Consider the following 19,160-nt stretch of genomic DNA (forward strand, 5'->3'; position numbering starts at 1 on the left):
CCAGAGCGGCCCAGGCCGCTAGGGCGCGCCGTATTTGCGCACCAGACCCTCGATGGCCAGTGCGTAGCCGTGTACGCCAAAACCGATCACGATGCCGGCTGCCGCCGGCGAGACCCAAGAGTGCTGGCGAAAGCTCTCGCGCGCGTGCACGTTGGAGATGTGGCACTCAATCACTGGCAGACCGGCGACGGCTTGAATGGCGTCGAACAGGGCAATCGACGTGTGGGTCAAAGCGCCCGGGTTGAACACGCAGCCCAGCGCCGCGCCGGCCTGGTACAGGCGGCCGTAGTCGTGAATTTTGTCAATCAGAGCGCCTTCCCAGTTGCTCTGAAAACACTCGGCGGCAAAGCCCAGTCGGCTCGCCGTGGCCTGGCACAGCGCCTCCAGTTCAGGCAACGTGGTGTTGCCATACAGGGCGGGTTCGCGTGTGCCCAGCAGGTTCAGATTCGGGCCATTGAGGATCAGGATTTTTTTCATCGTAAAACTAGCTCCGGTTGAAACCGCGCTCTTGAGGGCGGTGCAAAGCTTGGCTCAGCCTCTCAAACCAGCGGCACGCTCAGACGCGCTATCACCGGCCGGGTCTGCGGGCGCACGCCGCGCCACCATGCAAACGCCTCGGCCGCTTGCTCGACCAGCATGCCGACGCCGTCGGCGAGTTGGTGTACGCCGGCGGCGCGGGCCTGTCGCAAAAAAGGCGTCAGCCCCTGGCCGTAGACCAGTTCGTAGGCCAGCGCGTCGGCTGCGAACAAATGGGCTGGCAAGGGCAGGGCGGCGTGCGACAGGCCGGTCGAGGTGGCGTTGAGCACCAGGTCAAACACCTCGCCCGCCAGCTCATCGAAGCCACCGGTTTGCAGCTCGACGTGGGCGGCAAAGTCGCGCTTGAGGCGGTGCGCCTTGTCGGCGCTGCGGTTGGCCACGGCCAGCAGCGCCGGCCGTTGCGCCGCAAGCGGCAAGATGGCGCCGCGCGCAGCTCCACCCGCGCCCAGCAACAGCACGCGCTTGCCCGCCAGCGAAAAACCCAGGTTGCACTGGATGTCGTTTACCAGCCCGACGCCGTCGAAGTTTTGCGCCCAGATGCGATCGCCCTCGAACTTCAGCGCGTTGGCTGCACCCGCTGCGCGTGCGCTCTGGAGCGCGTCGCTGGCGAGGGCCAGCGCTTGCAGCTTGAAGGGCAGCGTCACGTTGACGCCGCGCCCGCCCTGAGCGCGAAACGCCAGCACGGTGGCGGCAAAGCCGTGCAGCGGGGCTTCGATGGCGCTGTACGCCATGATTTGGCCGCTGGCTTGCGCAAACGCGGCGTGAATCTGCGGCGACTTGCTGTGGCCAATGGGGTGGCCGATGACGGCGTAGCGGTCCGGGGTGCAGGTGGCGGGCATGGGTGGGCGTTGCGGCAGGGTGGAAAAAGACCCATTGTCGCTGGCCGGTGGAGGTCGGAGCGCTTGCGGCCTTGTCTCACGAGGCATGAGCCGCAAGGCGGGGGCGAGTCTGTGTATGGGTCCATGTCATGACGCCGCGTCGTTTTGCAGACAGGGTTTAAAATGCCCCGACCCACACCCTTGTGCCGGCTGCGCCTCGGCGCTGGGCGCGCTGCATCCAGTCGACACCAGTTCATCATCCCCCATGACCACCGTCCACGACCCCAAACGCAAACGAGCATTAGTGTTGCGACTCAAGCGCGTAGAGGGGCAGTTGCGCGGTGTCCAGAACCTGATCGAAACCGGTGCCGATTGTGAAAAAGTGGCCCAGCAACTGACAGCGGCGCGCAAGGCCCTGGACAAGTCCTTCTACGCCATGGTCGGCTGTATCATCGCGCAAGGCGACCTGCCGCCGGACGATATTGCCGACATGTTGGCGCGTTTTTCCTGATGCAGAGGTACAGGTTGGCATGAATCCAATCCAGCTCTTTGATGCCGACTCCAGCACCTACACCTATGTGCTGTTCGACCCGCACACGCGCGCGGCGCTCATCATCGACCCGGTGGACGAGCAGCTTGAACGCGATCTGGCTGCGCTGCGCGAGTACGGACTCAAACTGGTCTGGGCGCTGGAAACCCATGCCCATGCCGACCACATCACCAGCGCGGCCAAACTCGCCGAGCTCACCGGCTGCCAGACCGCGGCTCCGCAGGGTTGCGGCATTGGCACTGCGAGCGTGCAGCTGCAACACGGCGCGGCGCTGCGCTTTGGAGGTCAAACGCTGCAGGCCCTGCACACGCCGGGTCATACCGCCGGCAGCATGAGTTTTCTCTGGCAATCCCCGGACGCTGCTCACGTCTTCACCGGGGACAGCTTGCTCATCAACGGCTGCGGTCGCACCGACTTTCAGTCGGGTAGCGCCAAGGACCTGTATCACAGCATCACCCAGGTGTTGTTTGCCCTGCCCGATGCCACCACCGTCTGGCCCGGGCACGACTACCAGGGGCGCAGCCACTCCAGCATCGGGCGCGAAAAGGCCAACAATGCCCGTCTGGCGGGCAAGACCGAGGCCGAATTCGTGGCCCTGATGGATGCGCTGAATTTGCCCAAACCGCGCCGGATCGACGAAGCCGTGCCGGCCAATCTCAAGTCTGGCATCCGGCACGACGCCGACGGTGCCTGGCTGCTGCAGCCGCGCCCGGCGCAGGGCGTGCATCAGGGCAGCTACGCCGGCGACGTGACGCCCCAACTGGCCTGGCAGTGGGTGCAGTCAGGCCAGGCGCTGCTGGTGGATGTGCGCACCGACGCCGAGCGTGAGTGGGTCGGTTCTGTCCCCGGCGCGCAGGCGCTGCCCTGGAAGACTTGGCCTGGTATGGTGCCGAATCCCGCCTTTGACGAGGGCTTGCGGCAAGCGGGTGCCGCAGGCAAAAAGCTGCTGCTGCTGTGCCGCAGTGGTGTGCGCTCGATCGCCGGCGCCAAGCGGGCCACCGAACTTGGTTTGCAGGCCTACAACATCCTGGAAGGCTTCGAGGGCGACCTCGACGCCAGCGCGCAGCGTGGCCACAGCGGCGGCTGGCGCTACCACGGCCTGCCCTGGCGGCAGAGCTGAGGCAGCGCGTTGCTGCCTGTATGGATGTGTTGAACGAACAAGCTCTGCGCGCATGAGATTTCTGGCTCTCGACGTGGGCAACACCCGTCTGAAATGGGCTTTGTACGAAGCGCCCCGCCCCAGCGCGCGTTTGCTCGCGCACGGGGCTCAGTTTCTGGAAAACATCGACAAGCTCGCGGACGGCGACTGGCGCGGACTGCCGGTACCGAGTGCGCTGCTGGGCTGCGTGGTCGCTGCTGACGCTGTCAGGCGCCGGATCGAAGACCAACTCGAGATGTGGGACGTGGCGCCGCAGTGGGTGGTCTCCAGCAGCGCCGAGGCGGGACTGGTAAATGGCTACGATCATCCGGCCCGGCTCGGCTGCGACCGCTGGGTCGCAATGATTGGTGCGCGCCAGCGTTTGCTCTCGCGCGGTCCGGCGCGGCCTTGCGTGGTGGTGATGGTGGGCACAGCGGTAACGGTGGAGGCGATCGACGCCAGCGGCCGCTTTCTGGGTGGCATCATCCTGCCCGGGCACGGCATCATGCTGCGCGCGCTCGAGTCGGGCACCGCCGGGCTGCACGTGCCCACGGGTGAGGTGCGCGACTTTCCCACCAACACCAGCGACGCACTCACCAGCGGTGGCACTTTTGCCATTGCCGGGGCGGTGCAACGCATGGTGGAAAACCTGCGCCGCCACTGTGCCGGCGAGCCGGTGGTTTACATGACCGGAGGCGCCGGTTGGAAAATGGCGCCTAGTATGTCGATGCCGGTGGAACTGGTCGAGAGCCTTATTTTTGACGGTCTGCTGGAAATTGCGCAGCAGCGGCTGGGCAGGGGCTGAACGGTTTGCCTGGCCCTTGAGTTACAGTCGAACGCGCCGCCAACGGCCATTTTGAGCAGAAAATCCCCATGTCCGACCTTCAAACCCGTTTTGATGCCGCCACCGCCCATGCCAAAGGCCTGAGCGAGCGCCCTGACAATGCCACGCTGCTCAACATCTACGCGCTCTTCAAGCAAGCCACAGCAGGTGATAACGTGGACCAGAAACCAGGCTTTTCCGACCTGGTCGGGCGCGCCAAATGGGACGCCTGGAACCGGCTCAAGGGCACACCGGGCGCTGCGGCGATGCAGCAATACATCGATCTGATCGAGTCCTTGCGCTGAGGCAGCAGTCGGCCGCAGGGGCGGGCAGCCGCCGAGACTGGTTTTGGCTACGATGCGCTTTTGAACTTTGCGAGGCCCAAGCATGCAACTGATCGAATCCCTTGTGGCCCAGGCGGCAGGCATTGCGGCGCTGCGGCGCGACATACACGCCCATCCCGAGCTGTGTTTCGAGGAGCTGCGCACCGCCGAACTGGTGGCGCAAAAGCTCGGTGACTGGGGCATCGAGGTGCACCGTGGACTGGGCCGCACCGGGGTGGTGGGTGTCGTGCGTGGGCGCGACGCCGGGGCCTGCGGCCGCGCCATCGGCTTGCGTGCCGACATGGACGCCTTGCCGATGCAAGAGCACAACCACTTTGCCCACGCCAGCCGGTACGCCGGCAAAATGCACGCCTGCGGCCACGACGGCCACACCGCCATGCTGCTGGCGGCGGCGCAGCACTTGGCCGCCCAGCGCGATTTTGACGGCACGGTCTATCTGATCTTTCAGCCCGCCGAAGAGGGCGGTGGCGGCGCACGCGAGATGATTCGGGACGGTTTGTTCGAGCGCTTTGCGATGGAGGCGGTGTTTGGCATGCACAACTGGCCGGGCTTGCCGGTCGGCAGCTTTGCCGTCAGTCCCGGTCCGGTGATGGCGTCGAGCAATGAATTTCGCATCGTCATCCAGGGCAAGGGCGCGCACGCCGCGCTGCCACACAACGGCATCGACCCGGTGCCGGTGGCCTGCCAGATGGTGATGGCGTTTCAGACCATCATCACGCGCAACAAAAAACCGGTGGAAGCGGGGGTGATCTCGGTCACCATGATCCACACCGGCGAGGCCACCAACGTGGTGCCCGAGCGCTGTGAAATCCAGGGCACGGTGCGCACCTTCAGCAACGAACTGCTCGACCTGATCGAGCACCGCATGGGCGAGGTGGCGCAGCACACCAGTGCCGCCTTCGGTGCCAGCTGTGAATTTCAGTTTCAGCGCAACTACCCGCCCACCATCAACCACCCGCAGCCCAGCGCATTGGCGCGCACCGTGCTGATCGACCTGCTGGGCAGCGAGCAGGTGTTGCCGCAAGAGCCCACCATGGGCGCGGAAGACTTTGCCTACATGCTGCAGCAGCGCCCTGGCTGTTACGTGTTCATCGGCAATGGCGAGGGCGCGCACCGGGGCGCTTACTCAGGCGGCGGGCACGAGCTGGGCCCGTGTACCTTGCACAACCCGCATTACGACTTCAACGACGAGCTGATTCCGCTCGGCGCGACGTACTGGGTGCGCTTGGTGGAGCGCTGGCTGGGCTAGTGCATCGTCCCCAAATAGGTTTCATTGCCGCATCAGTCAGGCGCTTTTTACCGGCAACGACGGTATCGATCCAGCGTGCGCTGCCACAGGTGCAGATGTGCCAGCCCCAGACAGGCGGACTCATCGGCATCCACCACCAGCAACGGATGGATAAAGAAGCCCAGATCGCTGCCATTGCCGAGCGTGCCCAAGCCGCTCACCCGGTTGGCGTGGCGTTGAAAGTTGATCTCGCTGCTGTCCTGAATAGCCAACACATGCCGACCACGACTGCGCATGCCAATATCGGCACACGCACCATCGATCAATTCCTCGACGCTCACGCGCGGATTAGCCAAAAACCGGCCAAAGCGAACCTCTCCCGCACGATTCCCACCCAGTTGCCGCAGACAAACTTGCTGCGCGCCCACCAGCCGCTCATGCAGTTCCGCTGCCGTTTTTTTAAGCGCGCATCGCCAAAATCTCCCAAGGCATATCGCTCGTCTCGCACCTCTTGCCGTTTCATTTCCATGGCCAAAACCTCCGTAGGTAAACCCTATCTGCGCAGGCATTGTTCGTGCCAGAGATGTGTGCATGCGGTAGCCCACTGGGAGAGGGTGGGGGTGATCAATCAGGCGGCGTGATCGGTGCTGCCGGGCCTGGTAGGCTGGGGTGCGGCAAGTCAGGTGGCGCTGGGCGCGCCGCTTGCAGGCCCCGTTCCCAGGCCGCCAGCCAGTGCGGCAGGCTGAGCGCCGGGTCGGTGCCCAGGCCGCGCAACACGCAGCCGCCGGCCGCACCGCTGCGGGCGGTCTGCGCCAGTTGTTCGGGCGTCAGAATGCCGCCAATTGCCAGCACCGGCGCCGGCGCCATGTGTGCCCACCAGGCCAGGTTGTCTTGCCCTTGCGGGTGCCAGGGCATGTCTTTGCTGCGGGTGGGCCAGACCGGGCCGCAGGCAATGGCGTCGGGCAGCAAGGCGGCGGCGCGGCAGAGTTCCCACAGGCTGTGCGTGCTCAGGCCCAGCGCCACACCGTCGGCGCGCGCCTGCGCCAGCCGCGCGCGGTCGGCGGCGCTCAGCGCCAGCAGGTCTTCTTGCCCCAGGTGCAGCGCGCGTGCGCCTTGCTCGAGTGCGAGCTGCCAGTGGTCGTTGATGTACAGCGTGGCTTTGTGCGTCTGCGCAGCGGCCTGAGCGGCGCGGATTTCGCCGCTCAGGTGTTCGATCCAGGCCGGGTCGGTGGCGGCCAGGCCTGCGGGCCGTTTGATACGCAGTTGCAGCGTGCGCACGCCTGCGCTCAGGCATTGGCGCACCCGCTGCGCGCTGTCGACGATGGCGTAGACGCCGGGCGACTGGGCGCGCTGGCGCTGCGGCCAGTCGGTCGGCGCCGTCGGCTCCAGCGACAGGCGCGGCAGCAGCGTCGGGTCGGTGCCAAAACCGGCGCTGGCGCAGACCGGCCCGGCGCCCTGGCCGAGCGGGTAGGACTGACGCAGCGCGTGGGTGCTCAGCATCTTGGCCAGCACGGCGGCGTCGGCGCTGACGAAGCCCAGCGCCAGCGCGGCCGCCAGCGCGCTGGCAAAAGTGCAGCCGCTGCCGTGGTGGTGCACGCTGGCCACGCGCGGCAGGCTGAGCCAGCCGCTGGCGTGCGGGCTGTGCAGCCAGTCGTTGGCCAACCGCTCGGCAGCGTCGCCGCCGGTGATGCAGACGCTTGCTGCGCCCAGGGCTTGCAGCGCCAGCGCCTGTTCGGGCACGCTTGACGTGTCTGCGTCGGGCAGGCCGAGCAGGGCTTGGGCTTCGCGCCGGTTCGGCGTGATGACGCAGGCGCGCGGCAGCAGCTCGTCGCGGTAGACGCGCAGCAGTTCTTTGTCGGCAAAGGCCGCGCCGGTGCTGGCGCGCAGCACCGGGTCCAGCACCAGCGCCACCGGTGCGCGCTGGCGCAGCCGGTCCAGCGTGCGCGCCAGCGCGCGTGCGTTGGCGGCGCTGCCGAGCAGGCCGGTCTTGATGACGCGCGGCGGCAGGTCGTGTGCCAGCGCGTCGAGCTGGGCTTGCAGCACGCTGGCGTCGAGCGCGTGCACCAGCGTGACGGCCTGGCTGTTTTGCGCTGTGATGGCGGCGGGTACCGGGCACAGATGGACGCCCAAGGCGTGCACGGCGCGCGCATCGGCGGCCAGACCGGCGCCACCGCCGCTGTCGGTGCCGGCCACGCTCCAGACGATCGGGGGCGATGAGGGCAGTGAGGGCAGTGAGGGGGTGGGAAACATGTGCAGTGCGTCAGGCGAGCGCGCGGCGCGCCCGTTCAGTCGATCAGGAACGGCCGTCCGCTCACCGGCGTGCTGGCCACCGCCATGTCTTGCGCGGCCATCACACCGGCTTCGAAGGCGCAGCGGCCGGCTTCGATCGCCAGACCGAAGGCGCGCGCCATGCGCACCGGATCGCGCGCCTGTGCGACGGCCGAGTTCAGCAGCACGGCGTCGAAGCCGAGTTCCAGTGCGGCCGCCGCGTGCGAGGGCGCGCCTATGCCGGCGTCCACCACCAGCGGCACGCCGGGCAGGCGCGCGCGCAGCGTGCGCAGTGCAAACGGGTTGAGCAGGCCCTGGCCGGAACCAATCGGCGCGCCCCAGGGCATCAGCACCTGGCAGCCCACATCCAGCAGCCGCTGGCAGCTCACCAGGTCGTCGGTGCAGTAGGGGAAAACGGCAAAACCGTCTTTGATCAGTTGCGCCGCAGCTTCCAGCGTGCCCCAGGGGTCGGGTTGCAAGGTGTGCTCGTCGCCCACCACTTCGAGCTTGATCCAGTGCGTGCCGTAGATCTCGCGTGCCATCTGCGCCAGCAGCACCGCTTCGCGCGCGCTGCGGCAGCCGGCGGTGTTGGGCAGCAGGCGCGCGCCCTGCGCCTGCAGCGCCTCGCGCACGCTGGCGATAAAGCCGTTGTCGGCGCTGCCGGCACCCAGTGTGCGCTTGAGGCCGACCGTGACGACTTGCGTGCCGGCAGCGGCGATGGCGTCCTGCAGCACCTGTGGCGAAGGGTAGCCGGCGCTGCCGAGCAGAAAACGGCTGCTCAGTTCGGTGCCGTAAACGCTCCAGGGGCTGCGGGTCGGGGTGGCGGGATGTGCTCTGGCTGGCGTCATGTCCTCAGCCTCCGACAATGGCTTGGAAAGTCAGCACCTCGTCGCCGGGGTGCAGCAGGGTGGACGCGCGCGCGGCGCGTGGCACGAAGCAGCCGTTGACGGCGCTGGCCACAGCGTTGGCTTCGAAGCCGTGTTGTTCCAGCAGGTCTTGCAAGCACAACGGCGCCGGGCAGGGCAGCGGCGCGCCATTCAAACGCAGCGTTGCTCCGGCTGGCAGCGGCGCGGGCGGGGCCATACGGTGGGCGGCGTGCTCAGACATGGACGCTGCTTTGCCCAATGGGGGTCGGCAGGCCGCAGCGCTGCAAGGCGTCGTCCACCAGCGCGGGCGCAATCAGCCAGCCGTGCCGGAACAAGCCGTTGATGCGCAGCAGGCCCGGTTCGACCTGGGTGTGCGGGTGGTTGTCGGGCAGGGCCGGGCGCAGATTGGTCTCCAGATGCACGATGCGCGCCTCGGCCAGTTCGGGCAGCACGCTGTGCGCGGCCGTCATCAGTTCGACCGCGCTGCGCAGGCTGACCGGCGAGCGGTCTTCGCTCTCGATTTCGCTCGCACCGATGACGATCATGTCGCCCGGGCGCGGGACGATGTAGACCCGGTGGCGCGGGTGCAGCAGACGCGCCGGACGCGCCAGCGCCACGCCCGGCGCGTGCAGCCAGAGCACTTCGCCGCGCACGCCGCGCACCGGCAGGTCGGGCCGGGCGCCGCTGCCGCGCACGTCGACCGCCAGCTCGAACGGCTGGCTGCTGCCGTCGTCGAGCTCCAGCGTGCCGGCGCGCACGCGCGCCACCGATCGGCCCCAGTGCCAGTGCACCTGGGGTGCGGCTGCGCACAGCGCCGGCAGTATCTGCTGCGGCAGAATCTGTCCTTCGCCGGGCAGCAGCCAGGCGTGCAGCTCGCCCGCCAAGGCCGGTTCGAGTGCGGCCAGCGCGGCCCGATCCAGTGCTTGCGGGGCGGAATGGGGATGATCGGGATCGGCCCCGGATGTGGTCGGTGAAATGGGAATCTGACCCCAATGGTCCCCATGGCCTTGCAGGCGCGCCAGCACGCGCTGCGCTGCGCCCAGATCGCTGCCGTGGGCCAGCAGCAGGCTGCCCAGGGCGCGAAAGTAGATCGGGGTGCCGGGAGGCCGGTTCAGGGCCGGGCTGCTGCTCGCCGCGTTGAGTTGGCTGCTGATGTCGCGCCAGCGCCGGATCGAACGCCAGCCCAGGTGGGCGATTTCCGGGCCGGCGTTTTCCAGTTCGGCCAGCGGGCTGAGCATGCCGGCGGCGGTGAAGCCGGCTGCGCCCAGGCCGTCGCTGCGCGCCTGCGGACCGGGCGCCGGGTCGTACACGCTGACCTGGTGGCCGGCGTGGCTGAGTTCAAAGGCCAGCAGCCGCCCCAGCACCCCGGCGCCGGCAATGCCGATCGATGCCATGGTTCAATCCTTTGCCTTGAGTGCCTCCAGCGGCACGTAAAACTCGCCACCCACTGCCTTGAACTCGACCGATTTGGCCGCCATGCCTTGTGCGGCGACCTTGCGCAGCGCTTCGGTCTCGCTCACGCCCTGCGCGGCGGCGTAGTCGCGCACGTCCTGCGTGATCTTCATCGAGCAGAACTTGGGCCCGCACATGGAGCAAAAGTGCGCTTCCTTGGACGAGTCTTTCGGCAGGGTTTCGTCGTGGTAGTCGGCCGCGGTCTGCGGGTCCAGGCCGAGCGCGAACTGGTCGCGCCAGCGGAACTCGAAGCGCGCCTTGCTCATGGCGTCGTCGCGCGCGCGCGCGCCCGGGTGGCCTTTGGCGATGTCGGCTGCGTGGGCGGCGATTTTGTAGGCGATGATGCCCTGCTTGACGTCGTCTCGATCCGGCAGGCCCAGGTGCTCCTTGGGCGTGACGTAGCACAGCATGGAAGTGCCCATCCAGCCGATCATGGCCGCGCCGATGGCGCTGGCAATGTGGTCGTAGCCGGGCGCGATGTCTATGGTCAGCGGCCCCAGGGTGTAAAACGGCGCTTCGGCGCAGTGCTTCAACTGCTCGTCCATATTGGCCTGGATCAGGTGCATGGGCACGTGGCCAGGGCCTTCGATCATGGTTTGCACCTCGTGCTTCCAGGCCACCTGAGTCAGCTCGCCCAGGGTGCGCAGCTCGGCGAACTGCGCTTCGTCGTTGGCGTCCGCCGAGCTGCCGGGGCGCAGGCCGTCGCCGAGCGAGAAGCTCACGTCGTAGGCCTTCATGATTTCGCAGATTTCCTCGAAGTGTGTGTAGAGGAAGTTTTCCCTGTGGTGCGTGATGCACCATTTGGCCAGAATGCTGCCACCGCGCGAGACGATGCCGGTGCGCCGCTGCGCGGTCAGGTGGATGTAGGCCAGCCGCACGCCGGCGTGAATGGTGAAGTAGTCCACCCCCTGCTCGGCCTGCTCGATCAGCGTGTCGCGGTAGATCGCCCAGCTCAGGTCTTCGGCCACGCCGCCGACTTTTTCCAGCGCCTGGTAGATCGGCACCGTGCCAATGGGTACCGGGCTGTTGCGCACGATCCAGTCGCGCGTGGTGTGGATGTTTTTGCCGGTGGACAAGTCCATCACGTTGTCGGCGCCCCAGCGGATTGCCCACACCAGCTTGTCCACCTCTTCTTCGATGCTCGACGTCAGCGCCGAGTTGCCGATGTTGGCGTTGATCTTGACGCCGAAATTGCGTCCGATGGCCATCGGCTCGAGTTCGGTGTGGTTGATGTTGGCCGGGATGATGGCACGCCCGCGCGCCACCTCAAGGCGCACGAACTCGGGCGTGAAGCGCTCGGGAATGCACGCCCCCATGGGGTTGCCGCGCAGGCGCGCTTCCCGCGCTGCATCGCCCAGGTACTCGCGCATCCACTCGCGTTTGCCGTTCTCGCGCAGCGCCACGTACTCCATTTCGGGCGTGACGATGCCACGGCGCGCGTAGTGCATCTGGGTCAGGTTGGTGCCGGCCCGGGCGCGCCGCGGCGTGCGTTGCAGGCCGGCCGCTTGCGCGCGCAGCGCCTCGATGCGCTCGCTGCCGCTGTCGTGCGGGCGCGCCTGGTTTTTCGCGCCGTCGTCGAGCGCCTGGCGCACGCGCCCGGGGTAGCTCTCGCTGTCGCCGCGCGCTTGAATCCAGGCCGAGCGCAGGTCGGGCAGGCCGCGCTTCACGTCGATCGCCGCGTCCGGGTCGCTGTAGGGGCCGGAGGTGTCGTAGACCGTGATCCGTTCGCCGTTGCTGAGGGCGATTTCGCGCATCGGCACGCGCACACCGGGCAGACTGCCAGCGGCATAGACTTTGCGCGACGCCGGAAAAGGCGCGCGCGAGCCGGCAAGACCGCCCGGCAAAGCCGCAGCAGTGGATTCGGCTGGCGGGGCCAGCGGGAGTTTGTCGGGGGCGTTCATGGCGGTCTCCTGGTGGGGCAGCAACTGCTCCGCAGGGCCGGTGACCAGGTTCTGCGCCGCAACCCTGTGCCGTGGGTGGCCCCAGCGGGTCGGATTCGGCAAGCAGGCCCTGCGGGTCTGCGCTCTTCTTTCGCCGGTACTAGCCGGATCAAGTTCGCGGGTTCGGCTGGCAGGCCATCTCAGCCTTGCATCTTGCGACGCGCGGCACCCCGGAGCATGGCGCCAGTATAGCGCCAGTGCCTGTGGCCTGGTTGCCGAGCCTACAATGCGCGCACCCGAAACCAGCCGCAGCGGAGCAAGCGCATGAGCATCAAGAGCGACCGATGGATCCGCCGCATGGCCGAGCAGCACGGCATGATTGAGCCGTTCGAGCCAGCGCAGGTGCGCCTGGGCCCGCAGGGCCAGAAAATCGTCAGCTACGGCACCAGCAGCTACGGCTACGACATCCGCTGCGCGCCCGAATTCAAGGTGTTCACCAATATCCACAGCACCGTGGTCGATCCAAAGAACTTCGACGAAAAGAGCTTTGTTGATTTTTATGGCGATTACTGCATCATTCCGCCCAATAGTTTTGCGCTGGCGCGAACGCTTGAGTACTTTCGCATTCCGCGCAACGTACTGACCATTTGCCTGGGCAAGAGCACCTACGCGCGCTGCGGCATCATCGTCAACGTCACACCCTTCGAGCCCGAGTGGGAAGGTTTTGTGACGCTGGAATTCAGCAACACCACGCCGCTGCCGGCGAAAATTTATGCCGGCGAAGGCTGCGCCCAAGTGTTGTTCTTCGAGAGCGATGAAGTCTGCGAGGTGAGTTACAAAGACCGGGGCGGCAAGTACCAGCACCAAGTCGGGGTGACGCTGCCCAAAGCCTGAACCTGTCTGCGCCGCCACTGCGGCTGCCCAGCGCTCAAGGCCGAGCCGACTGGGGGGTTTTTCCTGCGCGCGCGCGCGATCTGGCCAGCCCGGTTAGAATGACCCGCACTCAGGTGTGAAACCGCGCCCGCGGCGCACAGGGTGTTTGCGTTCGAAAGCGAACGCTTGTGTGTCCGCCACGTCTGCAGCAGGTGCTGCGCGGGTCTCATTTTTATCCTATGTCGCAAAATTCCTCGCCGATTCAGACCCCCGAGCCCATTCCGGCCGGTCAGCCGCTGCCGCACCGCAAGGTCATTCGCAGTTGGATGATCCCCATTTCTGCGCGGCGGACCCCGCTGGCGGTGTTTTTGCTGCTGCTGGATTGGGTCATTTTCGCCGCTCTGATGGTCGGCACGGTGCTGCTGACGCCTTGGTGGGCCAAGCTCTTGTGCGGCCTGGCGGCTGGTTTCTGGATCGGGCGCCTGTTCATCATCGGCCACGACGCCTGCCACCAGAGCTACACCCCGCACCGCAAGCTCAACCGCTTGCTCGGGCGCATTGCGCTGCTGCCCTCGCTCACCCCCTACAGCCTGTGGGAAGTCGGGCACAACGTGGTGCATCACGGCTACACCAACCTCAAGGGGGTTGATTTCGTCTGGGCGCCCTTGACCAAGGCCGAATACGAGGCGCTGTCTCCATCGCGCCGTGTGCTCGAGCGCATCTACCGCAGCGGCTGGGGGCCGGCGCTGTATTACCTGATTGAAATGTGGTGGCTGCGCATGTTTTTTCCGCGCAAAACCTATATGGGCACGCAGCGCAAAGAATTCATTTGGGACGGCTTGTTCGTTAGCGTCAGTGCGGCGCTCTGGATCGCGGCGCTGGTGGCTGCGGCCTATGCCAGTGGCCAGTCGGTCTGGGTCTTGCTCGGTTTTGGTTTTGTGCTGCCCTTCCTGTTCTGGAACGCCATGATCGGTTTTGTGGTCTACGTGCACCACACCCACACCGCCGTGCAGTGGCACGATGACAAAGCCGTCTGGGCCAAGGCCGCCCCCTTCGTCTCCACCACCGTACACCTGACCTTCCCCCTGCGCATCGGCGGCCTGCTGCACCACATCATGGAGCATACGGCGCACCATGTGGACATGAGTATTCCGCTCTACAAGCTCAAGAGTGCGCAAAAACTGCTGGAAGACACGTTGCCCGGACGCATCATCGTGCAAAAATTTTCTTGGCGCTGGTATTTCGATACCGCACGCAAGTGCAAACTCTACGATTTCACCCGGCGTTGCTGGACCGACTTTCAGGGCCGCCCGACCAGCGACTGCAAGCCTGCGGCGGCCTGAGCACCAGGCCTTGCCATTTTTTAGCAAGCGCTGCTCTGGCAGCGCTTTGCTGCTTGTTCGGCGCTCGGCTTGCACAGACAATCGCGGGCCAATCCTAAGTTAAATGACCCAATCTTTTTCCGAACTCTCACTTTCCCCTTCGCTGGCGCGCGCCGTGGCCGAAATGGGTTACATGACCATGACGCCGATCCAGGCGCAGGCCATTCCCGTGGTCTTGCAAGGACGTGACGTCATGGGTGCGGCCCAGACCGGCACCGGCAAGACCGCCGCCTTCTCGCTGCCGCTGCTGCAGCGCTTGCTCAAGCACGAAAACGCCTCCACCTCACCGGCGCGGCATCCGGTGCGTGCGCTGGTGTTGCTGCCCACGCGCGAACTCGCCGACCAGGTGGCCGAGCAGATCGCGCTCTACGCCAAGCACACCCAGTTGCGCAGCACGGTGGTGTTTGGCGGCATGGACATGAGGCCGCAGACCGCCGAACTGAAAAAAGGCGTCGAGGTGCTGGTGGCCACGCCGGGGCGTTTGCTCGATCACATCGAGGCCAAGAACTGCGTGCTCAACCAGGTCGAGTACGTGGTGCTCGACGAAGCCGACCGCATGCTCGACATCGGCTTTCTGCCCGATCTGCAGCGCATCTTGTCGCACCTGCCCAAGCAGCGCACCACGCTGCTGTTCTCGGCCACTTTTTCAACCGAGATCAAGCGTCTGGCCAACAGCTACTTGCAAGACCCGGTGACGATCGAGGTGGCGCGCTCCAACGCCACCGCTTCCACCGTCGAGCAGCATTTTTACCGGGTAGAAGACGACGACAAGCGCAGCGTGCTCAAACAGGTGCTGCAAGAGCGCGGCATCAGGCAGGCTTTTGTGTTTGTCAACAGCAAGCTGGGTTGCGCCCGGCTGGCGCGCTCGCTCGAACGCGAAGGCCTCAACACCACCGCACTGCACGGCGACAAAAGCCAGGACGAGCGCTTAAAGGCATTGGAAGCGTTCAAAAGCGGCGCGGTCGATTTGCTGGTCTGCACCGACGTGGCCGCGCGTGGCCTGGACATCAAGGACGTGCCAGCGGTTTTCAATTTCGACATTCCATTCAACGCCGAAGACTATGTGCACCGCATCGGCCGCACCGGCCGTGCCGGGGCTTGCGGCTTGGCGGTGTCGTTCGTGAGCGGGCGCGACGCGCGCTTGATGACAGATTTGGAGCATCTGCTGGGCAAGAAACTCGAACTCGAGGCGCTCGAATTCGAGGCTGACCGTCGTCCGGCCGGTCGTTTCAACGACGGCCAGCGCGTCTGGCAGCAGCCGCCAGACGCGCCCGTTCGGCCGCCGCGTCTGGCGCGCAGCGACTCGCGTGCGGGCGCCCCAGCCGCACGCGCGGCCAAAACGCCGGCGGATCCGCTGTTCGATCAAGCTTACGAGCCCCGTTCGGACGCCGCAGAGCCGCCCGCCTGGGAGGTCACGCAAAAGTCGGCGGCGCGCTCGATTTCTCCCAACATCAGGTCACGCAAGAAGGTGCCGGCCCTGTTCAAGAGCCCGGTGGCCGAGTTGCCGCAAGGCTAAAGACCGACCAGCACGCCGACGCAGGCAGCCGCCTGATCGGGAAGACCTGTGCCGCACAAGCAGCGGCTGGTCTTCAGCCCGCGCGCACCCCACACTCACGTCGGCGCGCAAGAGACCGAAATCAGTTCGGTCTGCTCGACTGAATGCCCCAGGCGCGCCGCCGTCAGGCGTCCACCCCAGACGCAAGCGCTATCCAGCGGCAACACGTCGCCCCGATCGATCGCGCCCAGCGTTGACCAGTGGCCAAAAGCCAGCGGCACCCCGGCAGTTTTGCGCCCGGGCACGTCGAACCAAGGCATGAAGCCGCTCGGCGCAGCATCTGCGCGGTCTTTGCTGCCGAATTCCATCACCCCTTGGGCGCTGCAAAAACGCAGCCGGGTCAGCGCATTGACGATCACGCGCAGGCGCTCGCTGCCACACAGCCGCTCATTCCATCGATCGGGCTGATTGCCGTACATCTGGCGCAGAAAGTCGATCCAGTCCGCACTGCACAGCGCCTCCTGCAGTTCCTGCGCCAGCGCTACCGTCTGCGCGGCGTCCCACTGCGGCAGCACGCCCGCGTGCACCATCAGCCAGCCGTGTTCGAACCAGGCCAAGGGGCGCCGGCGCAGCCAGTCGAGCAGGCGCAGTCGATCAGGCGCGTGCAAGATCTCATCCAGCGTGTCGCTCCGATGCGGTTTGCGCACACCGTGCGCGCTGGCCAGCAGATGCAGGTCGTGGTTGCCCAGCAGGCACTGGGCCGCGCCTTCGAGCGCCATCAACCGCCGCAGCACGGCCAGCGAGTGCGGGCCCCGGTTGACCAAGTCGCCCAGCAGGTAAAGCGTGTCGCGACTGGGAGAAAAAGCAAGGGTGTCGAGCAGGCGCGCCAGCGCTTGGTCGCAACCCTGCACGTCACCCACCGCGTAAACAGCCATAGGTCGATTGTCGGTGCAAGTGCTGTCCGATCAAGCGCCTGTGTCTTCAGGCGCGGGGGTCTGCGACCGGCCGGTGCTGATGCAGCCAGGTTTTGAATGCCAATGCGGCGGCGCACAGGCGCTTGCCGCGCGGGTAGACCACATGCCAGCGGCGAATCAGCGGAAAGCCCTGCACGTCGAGCAGCACCAGTTCACCCAGCGCCAGTTCAGACGACACGGTGGTGCGTGAGAGCACCGCCAGCCCGAGTCCGCCGGCGACGGTTTGCTTGATGGCTTCATTGCTGCTGATTTCAAGCCGATTCTTCAGCGTCACCTGTTGACTGGCAAAAAACCTCTCTGCCGTCAGGCGTGTGCCTGAGCCGGGTTCGCGAAAGATAAAAGGTTGATGCATCAGCCGCTGCGGCGAAATGTTTTTTTGCCCTGCCAGCGCGTGCCCGGGGGGTGCCACCAGCACCAGCGGATTGTCGGCAAAGTCCTCGCACACCAGGTCCATTTGCTCAGGTGCTTGCCCCATCACGTACAAGTCGTCCTGGTTGTGCGCCAGCCGCTGCAACAGCAGCTCGCGGTTGCCGACCTGCATGGCGACGTCGATGCCCGGATGCGCGGCGCAAAAGCTACCCAACAGCTTGGGCACGGTGTATTTCAGCGTGGTCAGAATGGCGATTTTCAGGCTGCCGCGCTCCACCCCCTGCAGCGCGTCCAGGTCTTGTGCCAGCCGCTCCAGGCGCGCATCGATGTCGTGGCAGGCATCGGCCAGCGTCTGGCCTGCGGCAGTGAGAAAGATTTTTTTGCCCAATTGCTCAAACAGCGGTTGCCCCACCGTCTGCGACAACTGTTTGACCTGCAAGGACAGGGTCGGCGGCGACAGGTGCAATGCCTCGGCGGCGCGGGCAAAGCTGCAATGGCGCGCCACGGTCAGAAAAATACGCAACTGGTGCAAGGTGGCGTGGCGCAGGTTCATCAGTGCGATCAACAGTTGATAAAAATAAAACCTAACGTTTTGAATATTTTACTTTTAATAATGCTGTCGCTCTATCAGAATCCACGTCAGTTCAGCGCACATCCACCCAAGCAGGGCGCACTGGGCGCACCACTGCAATCGATCTGTCTGTAATTTCAGGAGCGAAAATGGCCGTTAAAACCTACAACGCCGGTGTCAAGGAGTATCGCCAGACCTACTGGATGCCCGAGTACGCCCCGCTGGACACCGACATTCTGGCGGTGTTCAAAATCACGCCGCAAGCCGGCGTGGATCGGGAGGAGGCCGCTGCTGCGGTGGCCGCTGAATCGTCCACCGGAACCTGGACCACGGTGTGGACCGACCTGCTGACCGACATGGACTATTACAAAGGCCGTGCCTACCGCATTGAGGACGTGCCGGGCGACGATAGTTGCTTTTATGCCTTCATCGCCTACCCGATCGACCTGTTCGAAGAAGGTTCGGTGGTCAACGTGTTCACCTCGCTGGTGGGCAACGTGTTCGGCTTCAAGGCGGTGCGCGCGCTGCGTCTGGAAGATGTGCGCTTCCCGATTGCTTACATCAAGACCTGCGGCGGTCCGCCGCACGGCATCCAGGTCGAGCGCGACCTGATGAACAAGTACGGGCGTCCGCTGCTGGGCTGCACCATCAAGCCCAAGCTGGGCTTGTCGGCCAAGAACTACGGGCGTGCGGTGTATGAATGTCTGCGCGGCGGACTGGATTTCACCAAGGACGACGAAAACATCAACAGCCAGCCCTTTATGCGTTGGCGCCAGCGCTTCGACTTCGTGCAAGAGGCCACCTTGAAGGCCGAAGTCGAAACCGGCGAGCGCAAAGGCCACTACCTGAACGTGACCGCACCGACGCCTGAAGAGATGTACAAGCGCGCCGAGTACGCCAAGGAAATTGGCGCACCCATCATCATGCACGACTACATCACCGGCGGCTTCTGTGCCAACACGGGCTTGGCCAACTGGTGCCGCGACAACGGCATGCTGCTGCACATTCACCGCGCCATGCACGCGGTGATCGACCGCAACCCGCAGCACGGCATTCACTTTCGCGTATTGACCAAAATTCTGCGTCTCTCGGGAGGCGACCACTTGCACACCGGCACCGTGGTCGGCAAGCTCGAAGGCGATCGCGCCTCCACCCTGGGCTGGATCGACTTGTTGCGCGAATCCTTTGTGCCGGAAGACCGCTCGCGCGGCATCTTCTTCGATCAAGATTGGGGCTCTATGCCTGGCGTCTTTGCTGTGGCCTCGGGTGGTATTCATGTCTGGCACATGCCGGCGCTGGTCAGCATCTTCGGCGACGATTCGGTGCTGCAGTTTGGTGGCGGCACACTCGGCCACCCCTGGGGCAACGCCGCTGGTGCCTGCGCCAACCGCGTGGCCTTGGAAGCCTGCGTGCAAGCGCGCAACGAAGGCCGTCAGTTGGAGAAAGAGGGCAAGGACATTCTTGGCAACGCTGCTGCGAGCAGCCCCGAACTCAAGATCGCCATGGAGACCTGGAAAGAGATCAAGTTTGAGTTCGACACCGTGGACAAGCTCGATCTGTCCCACAAGTGATAGAGACTCACCGGCCCATTG

Annotated in this window: 20 protein-coding genes, 1 pseudogene and 1 riboswitch; of the genes and pseudogenes, 10 read left to right on the plus strand and 11 right to left on the minus strand. The window is 65.5% G+C overall.

Annotated features, from left to right (window positions below; genetic code table 11):
- Window positions 1–18 precede the first annotated feature (18 nt).
- Together aroQ and aroE are read right to left on the minus strand one after the other, a co-directional pair.
- Window positions 19–477, minus strand: a complete 459-nt coding sequence (gene aroQ / locus EST26_RS00280) for a type II 3-dehydroquinate dehydratase (RefSeq protein ID WP_291064435.1) — start codon at window positions 475–477, stop codon at window positions 19–21.
- Window positions 478–539: 62 nt separating this feature from the next.
- A complete protein-coding gene (aroE, locus tag EST26_RS00285; protein ID WP_291064436.1) occupies window positions 540–1,376 on the minus strand; it encodes a shikimate dehydrogenase in 837 nt (278 codons plus the stop codon).
- A 244-nt stretch (window positions 1,377–1,620) separates the two neighbouring features.
- Here aroE and EST26_RS00290 point away from each other — a divergent pair, with 244 nt between their 5' ends.
- The 6 genes and pseudogenes from EST26_RS00290 (at window position 1,621) to EST26_RS00315 (ending at window position 5,459) form a co-directional block, all read left to right on the plus strand.
- Window positions 1,621–1,866, plus strand: a complete 246-nt coding sequence (locus EST26_RS00290; protein ID WP_291064437.1) for a metal-sensing transcriptional repressor — start codon at window positions 1,621–1,623, stop codon at window positions 1,864–1,866.
- Between the two features lie 19 nt (window positions 1,867–1,885).
- Window positions 1,886–2,398 (plus strand): annotated as a pseudogene (locus tag EST26_RS00295) (MBL fold metallo-hydrolase); the annotation flags it as partial.
- Window positions 2,399–2,599: 201 nt separating this feature from the next.
- The gene (locus EST26_RS00300; protein ID WP_291064817.1) at window positions 2,600–3,025 is read left to right on the plus strand and encodes a rhodanese-like domain-containing protein; all 426 of its coding nucleotides are present in this window, start codon (window positions 2,600–2,602) and stop codon (window positions 3,023–3,025) included.
- Window positions 3,026–3,077: 52 nt separating this feature from the next.
- A complete protein-coding gene (locus EST26_RS00305) occupies window positions 3,078–3,848 on the plus strand; it encodes a type III pantothenate kinase (protein WP_291064438.1) in 771 nt (256 codons plus the stop codon).
- A gap of 68 nt (window positions 3,849–3,916) precedes the next feature.
- A complete protein-coding gene (locus EST26_RS00310) occupies window positions 3,917–4,171 on the plus strand; it encodes an acyl-CoA-binding protein (protein ID WP_291064439.1) in 255 nt (84 codons plus the stop codon).
- Between the two features lie 82 nt (window positions 4,172–4,253).
- Window positions 4,254–5,459 carry a M20 aminoacylase family protein gene (locus EST26_RS00315; RefSeq protein WP_291064440.1) on the plus strand — a complete coding sequence of 402 codons (1,206 nt, stop codon included), beginning with the start codon at window positions 4,254–4,256 and terminating at the stop codon, window positions 5,457–5,459.
- Window positions 5,460–5,506: 47 nt separating this feature from the next.
- On the opposite strand, the gene EST26_RS00320 is transcribed toward EST26_RS00315, so the two are convergent.
- From EST26_RS00320 to thiC, 7 genes are all read right to left on the minus strand, one after another.
- Window positions 5,507–5,779 carry a hypothetical protein gene (locus EST26_RS00320; protein WP_291064441.1) on the minus strand — a complete coding sequence of 91 codons (273 nt, stop codon included), beginning with the start codon at window positions 5,777–5,779 and terminating at the stop codon, window positions 5,507–5,509.
- Complete coding sequence (locus tag EST26_RS00325) at window positions 5,776–5,967, minus strand: hypothetical protein (protein ID WP_291064442.1); 192 nt, start codon at window positions 5,965–5,967, stop codon at window positions 5,776–5,778. Before EST26_RS00325 ends, EST26_RS00320 begins: the two co-directional genes overlap by 4 nt.
- A 95-nt stretch (window positions 5,968–6,062) precedes the next feature.
- Complete coding sequence (thiD, locus tag EST26_RS00330) at window positions 6,063–7,688, minus strand: bifunctional hydroxymethylpyrimidine kinase/phosphomethylpyrimidine kinase (RefSeq protein ID WP_291064443.1); 1,626 nt, start codon at window positions 7,686–7,688, stop codon at window positions 6,063–6,065.
- Between the two features lie 35 nt (window positions 7,689–7,723).
- Window positions 7,724–8,554 (minus strand): thiazole synthase, encoded by an 831-nt coding sequence (locus EST26_RS00335; protein WP_291064444.1) that lies wholly within the window; start codon window positions 8,552–8,554, stop codon window positions 7,724–7,726.
- A 4-nt stretch (window positions 8,555–8,558) separates the two neighbouring features.
- Window positions 8,559–8,813 (minus strand): sulfur carrier protein ThiS, encoded by a 255-nt coding sequence (gene thiS / locus EST26_RS00340; RefSeq protein WP_291064445.1) that lies wholly within the window; start codon window positions 8,811–8,813, stop codon window positions 8,559–8,561.
- Entirely contained in the window at window positions 8,806–9,966 is a 1,161-nt protein-coding gene (locus tag EST26_RS00345; RefSeq protein ID WP_291064446.1) for an FAD-dependent oxidoreductase, read from the minus strand. Before EST26_RS00345 ends, thiS begins: the two co-directional genes overlap by 8 nt.
- 3 nt (window positions 9,967–9,969) lie before the next feature.
- On the minus strand, window positions 9,970–11,925 hold the full coding sequence (gene thiC, locus EST26_RS00350; protein WP_291064447.1) for a phosphomethylpyrimidine synthase ThiC: 1,956 nt from the start codon (window positions 11,923–11,925) through the stop codon (window positions 9,970–9,972).
- A gap of 108 nt (window positions 11,926–12,033) precedes the next feature.
- Window positions 12,034–12,147: riboswitch (TPP riboswitch) on the minus strand.
- A gap of 81 nt (window positions 12,148–12,228) precedes the next feature.
- On the opposite strand from thiC, the gene dcd reads away from it, so the two are divergent.
- The 3 genes from dcd (at window position 12,229) to EST26_RS00365 (ending at window position 15,675) form a co-directional block, all read left to right on the plus strand.
- The gene (dcd, locus tag EST26_RS00355) at window positions 12,229–12,798 is read left to right on the plus strand and encodes a dCTP deaminase (RefSeq protein ID WP_291064448.1); all 570 of its coding nucleotides are present in this window, start codon (window positions 12,229–12,231) and stop codon (window positions 12,796–12,798) included.
- Window positions 12,799–13,016: 218 nt separating this feature from the next.
- Window positions 13,017–14,120 carry a fatty acid desaturase gene (locus EST26_RS00360; protein ID WP_291064449.1) on the plus strand — a complete coding sequence of 368 codons (1,104 nt, stop codon included), beginning with the start codon at window positions 13,017–13,019 and terminating at the stop codon, window positions 14,118–14,120.
- Between the two features lie 103 nt (window positions 14,121–14,223).
- Window positions 14,224–15,675: a DEAD/DEAH box helicase gene (locus EST26_RS00365; RefSeq protein WP_291064450.1), complete on the plus strand. Its 1,452-nt coding sequence runs from the start codon at window positions 14,224–14,226 to the stop codon at window positions 15,673–15,675.
- Window positions 15,676–15,770: 95 nt separating this feature from the next.
- On the opposite strand, the gene EST26_RS00370 is transcribed toward EST26_RS00365, so the two are convergent.
- A complete protein-coding gene (locus EST26_RS00370) occupies window positions 15,771–16,589 on the minus strand; it encodes a symmetrical bis(5'-nucleosyl)-tetraphosphatase (RefSeq protein WP_291064451.1) in 819 nt (272 codons plus the stop codon).
- A 46-nt stretch (window positions 16,590–16,635) separates the two neighbouring features.
- Window positions 16,636–17,550: a LysR family transcriptional regulator gene (locus EST26_RS00375; protein ID WP_291064452.1), complete on the minus strand. Its 915-nt coding sequence runs from the start codon at window positions 17,548–17,550 to the stop codon at window positions 16,636–16,638.
- A gap of 167 nt (window positions 17,551–17,717) precedes the next feature.
- On the opposite strand from EST26_RS00375, the gene EST26_RS00380 reads away from it, so the two are divergent.
- Complete coding sequence (locus EST26_RS00380; RefSeq protein WP_291064453.1) at window positions 17,718–19,139, plus strand: form I ribulose bisphosphate carboxylase large subunit; 1,422 nt, start codon at window positions 17,718–17,720, stop codon at window positions 19,137–19,139.
- Window positions 19,140–19,160: the final 21 nt, after the last annotated feature.

The organism is Hydrogenophaga sp., assembly GCF_014773545.1.
Lineage (GTDB): Bacteria > Pseudomonadota > Gammaproteobacteria > Burkholderiales > Burkholderiaceae_C > Hydrogenophaga.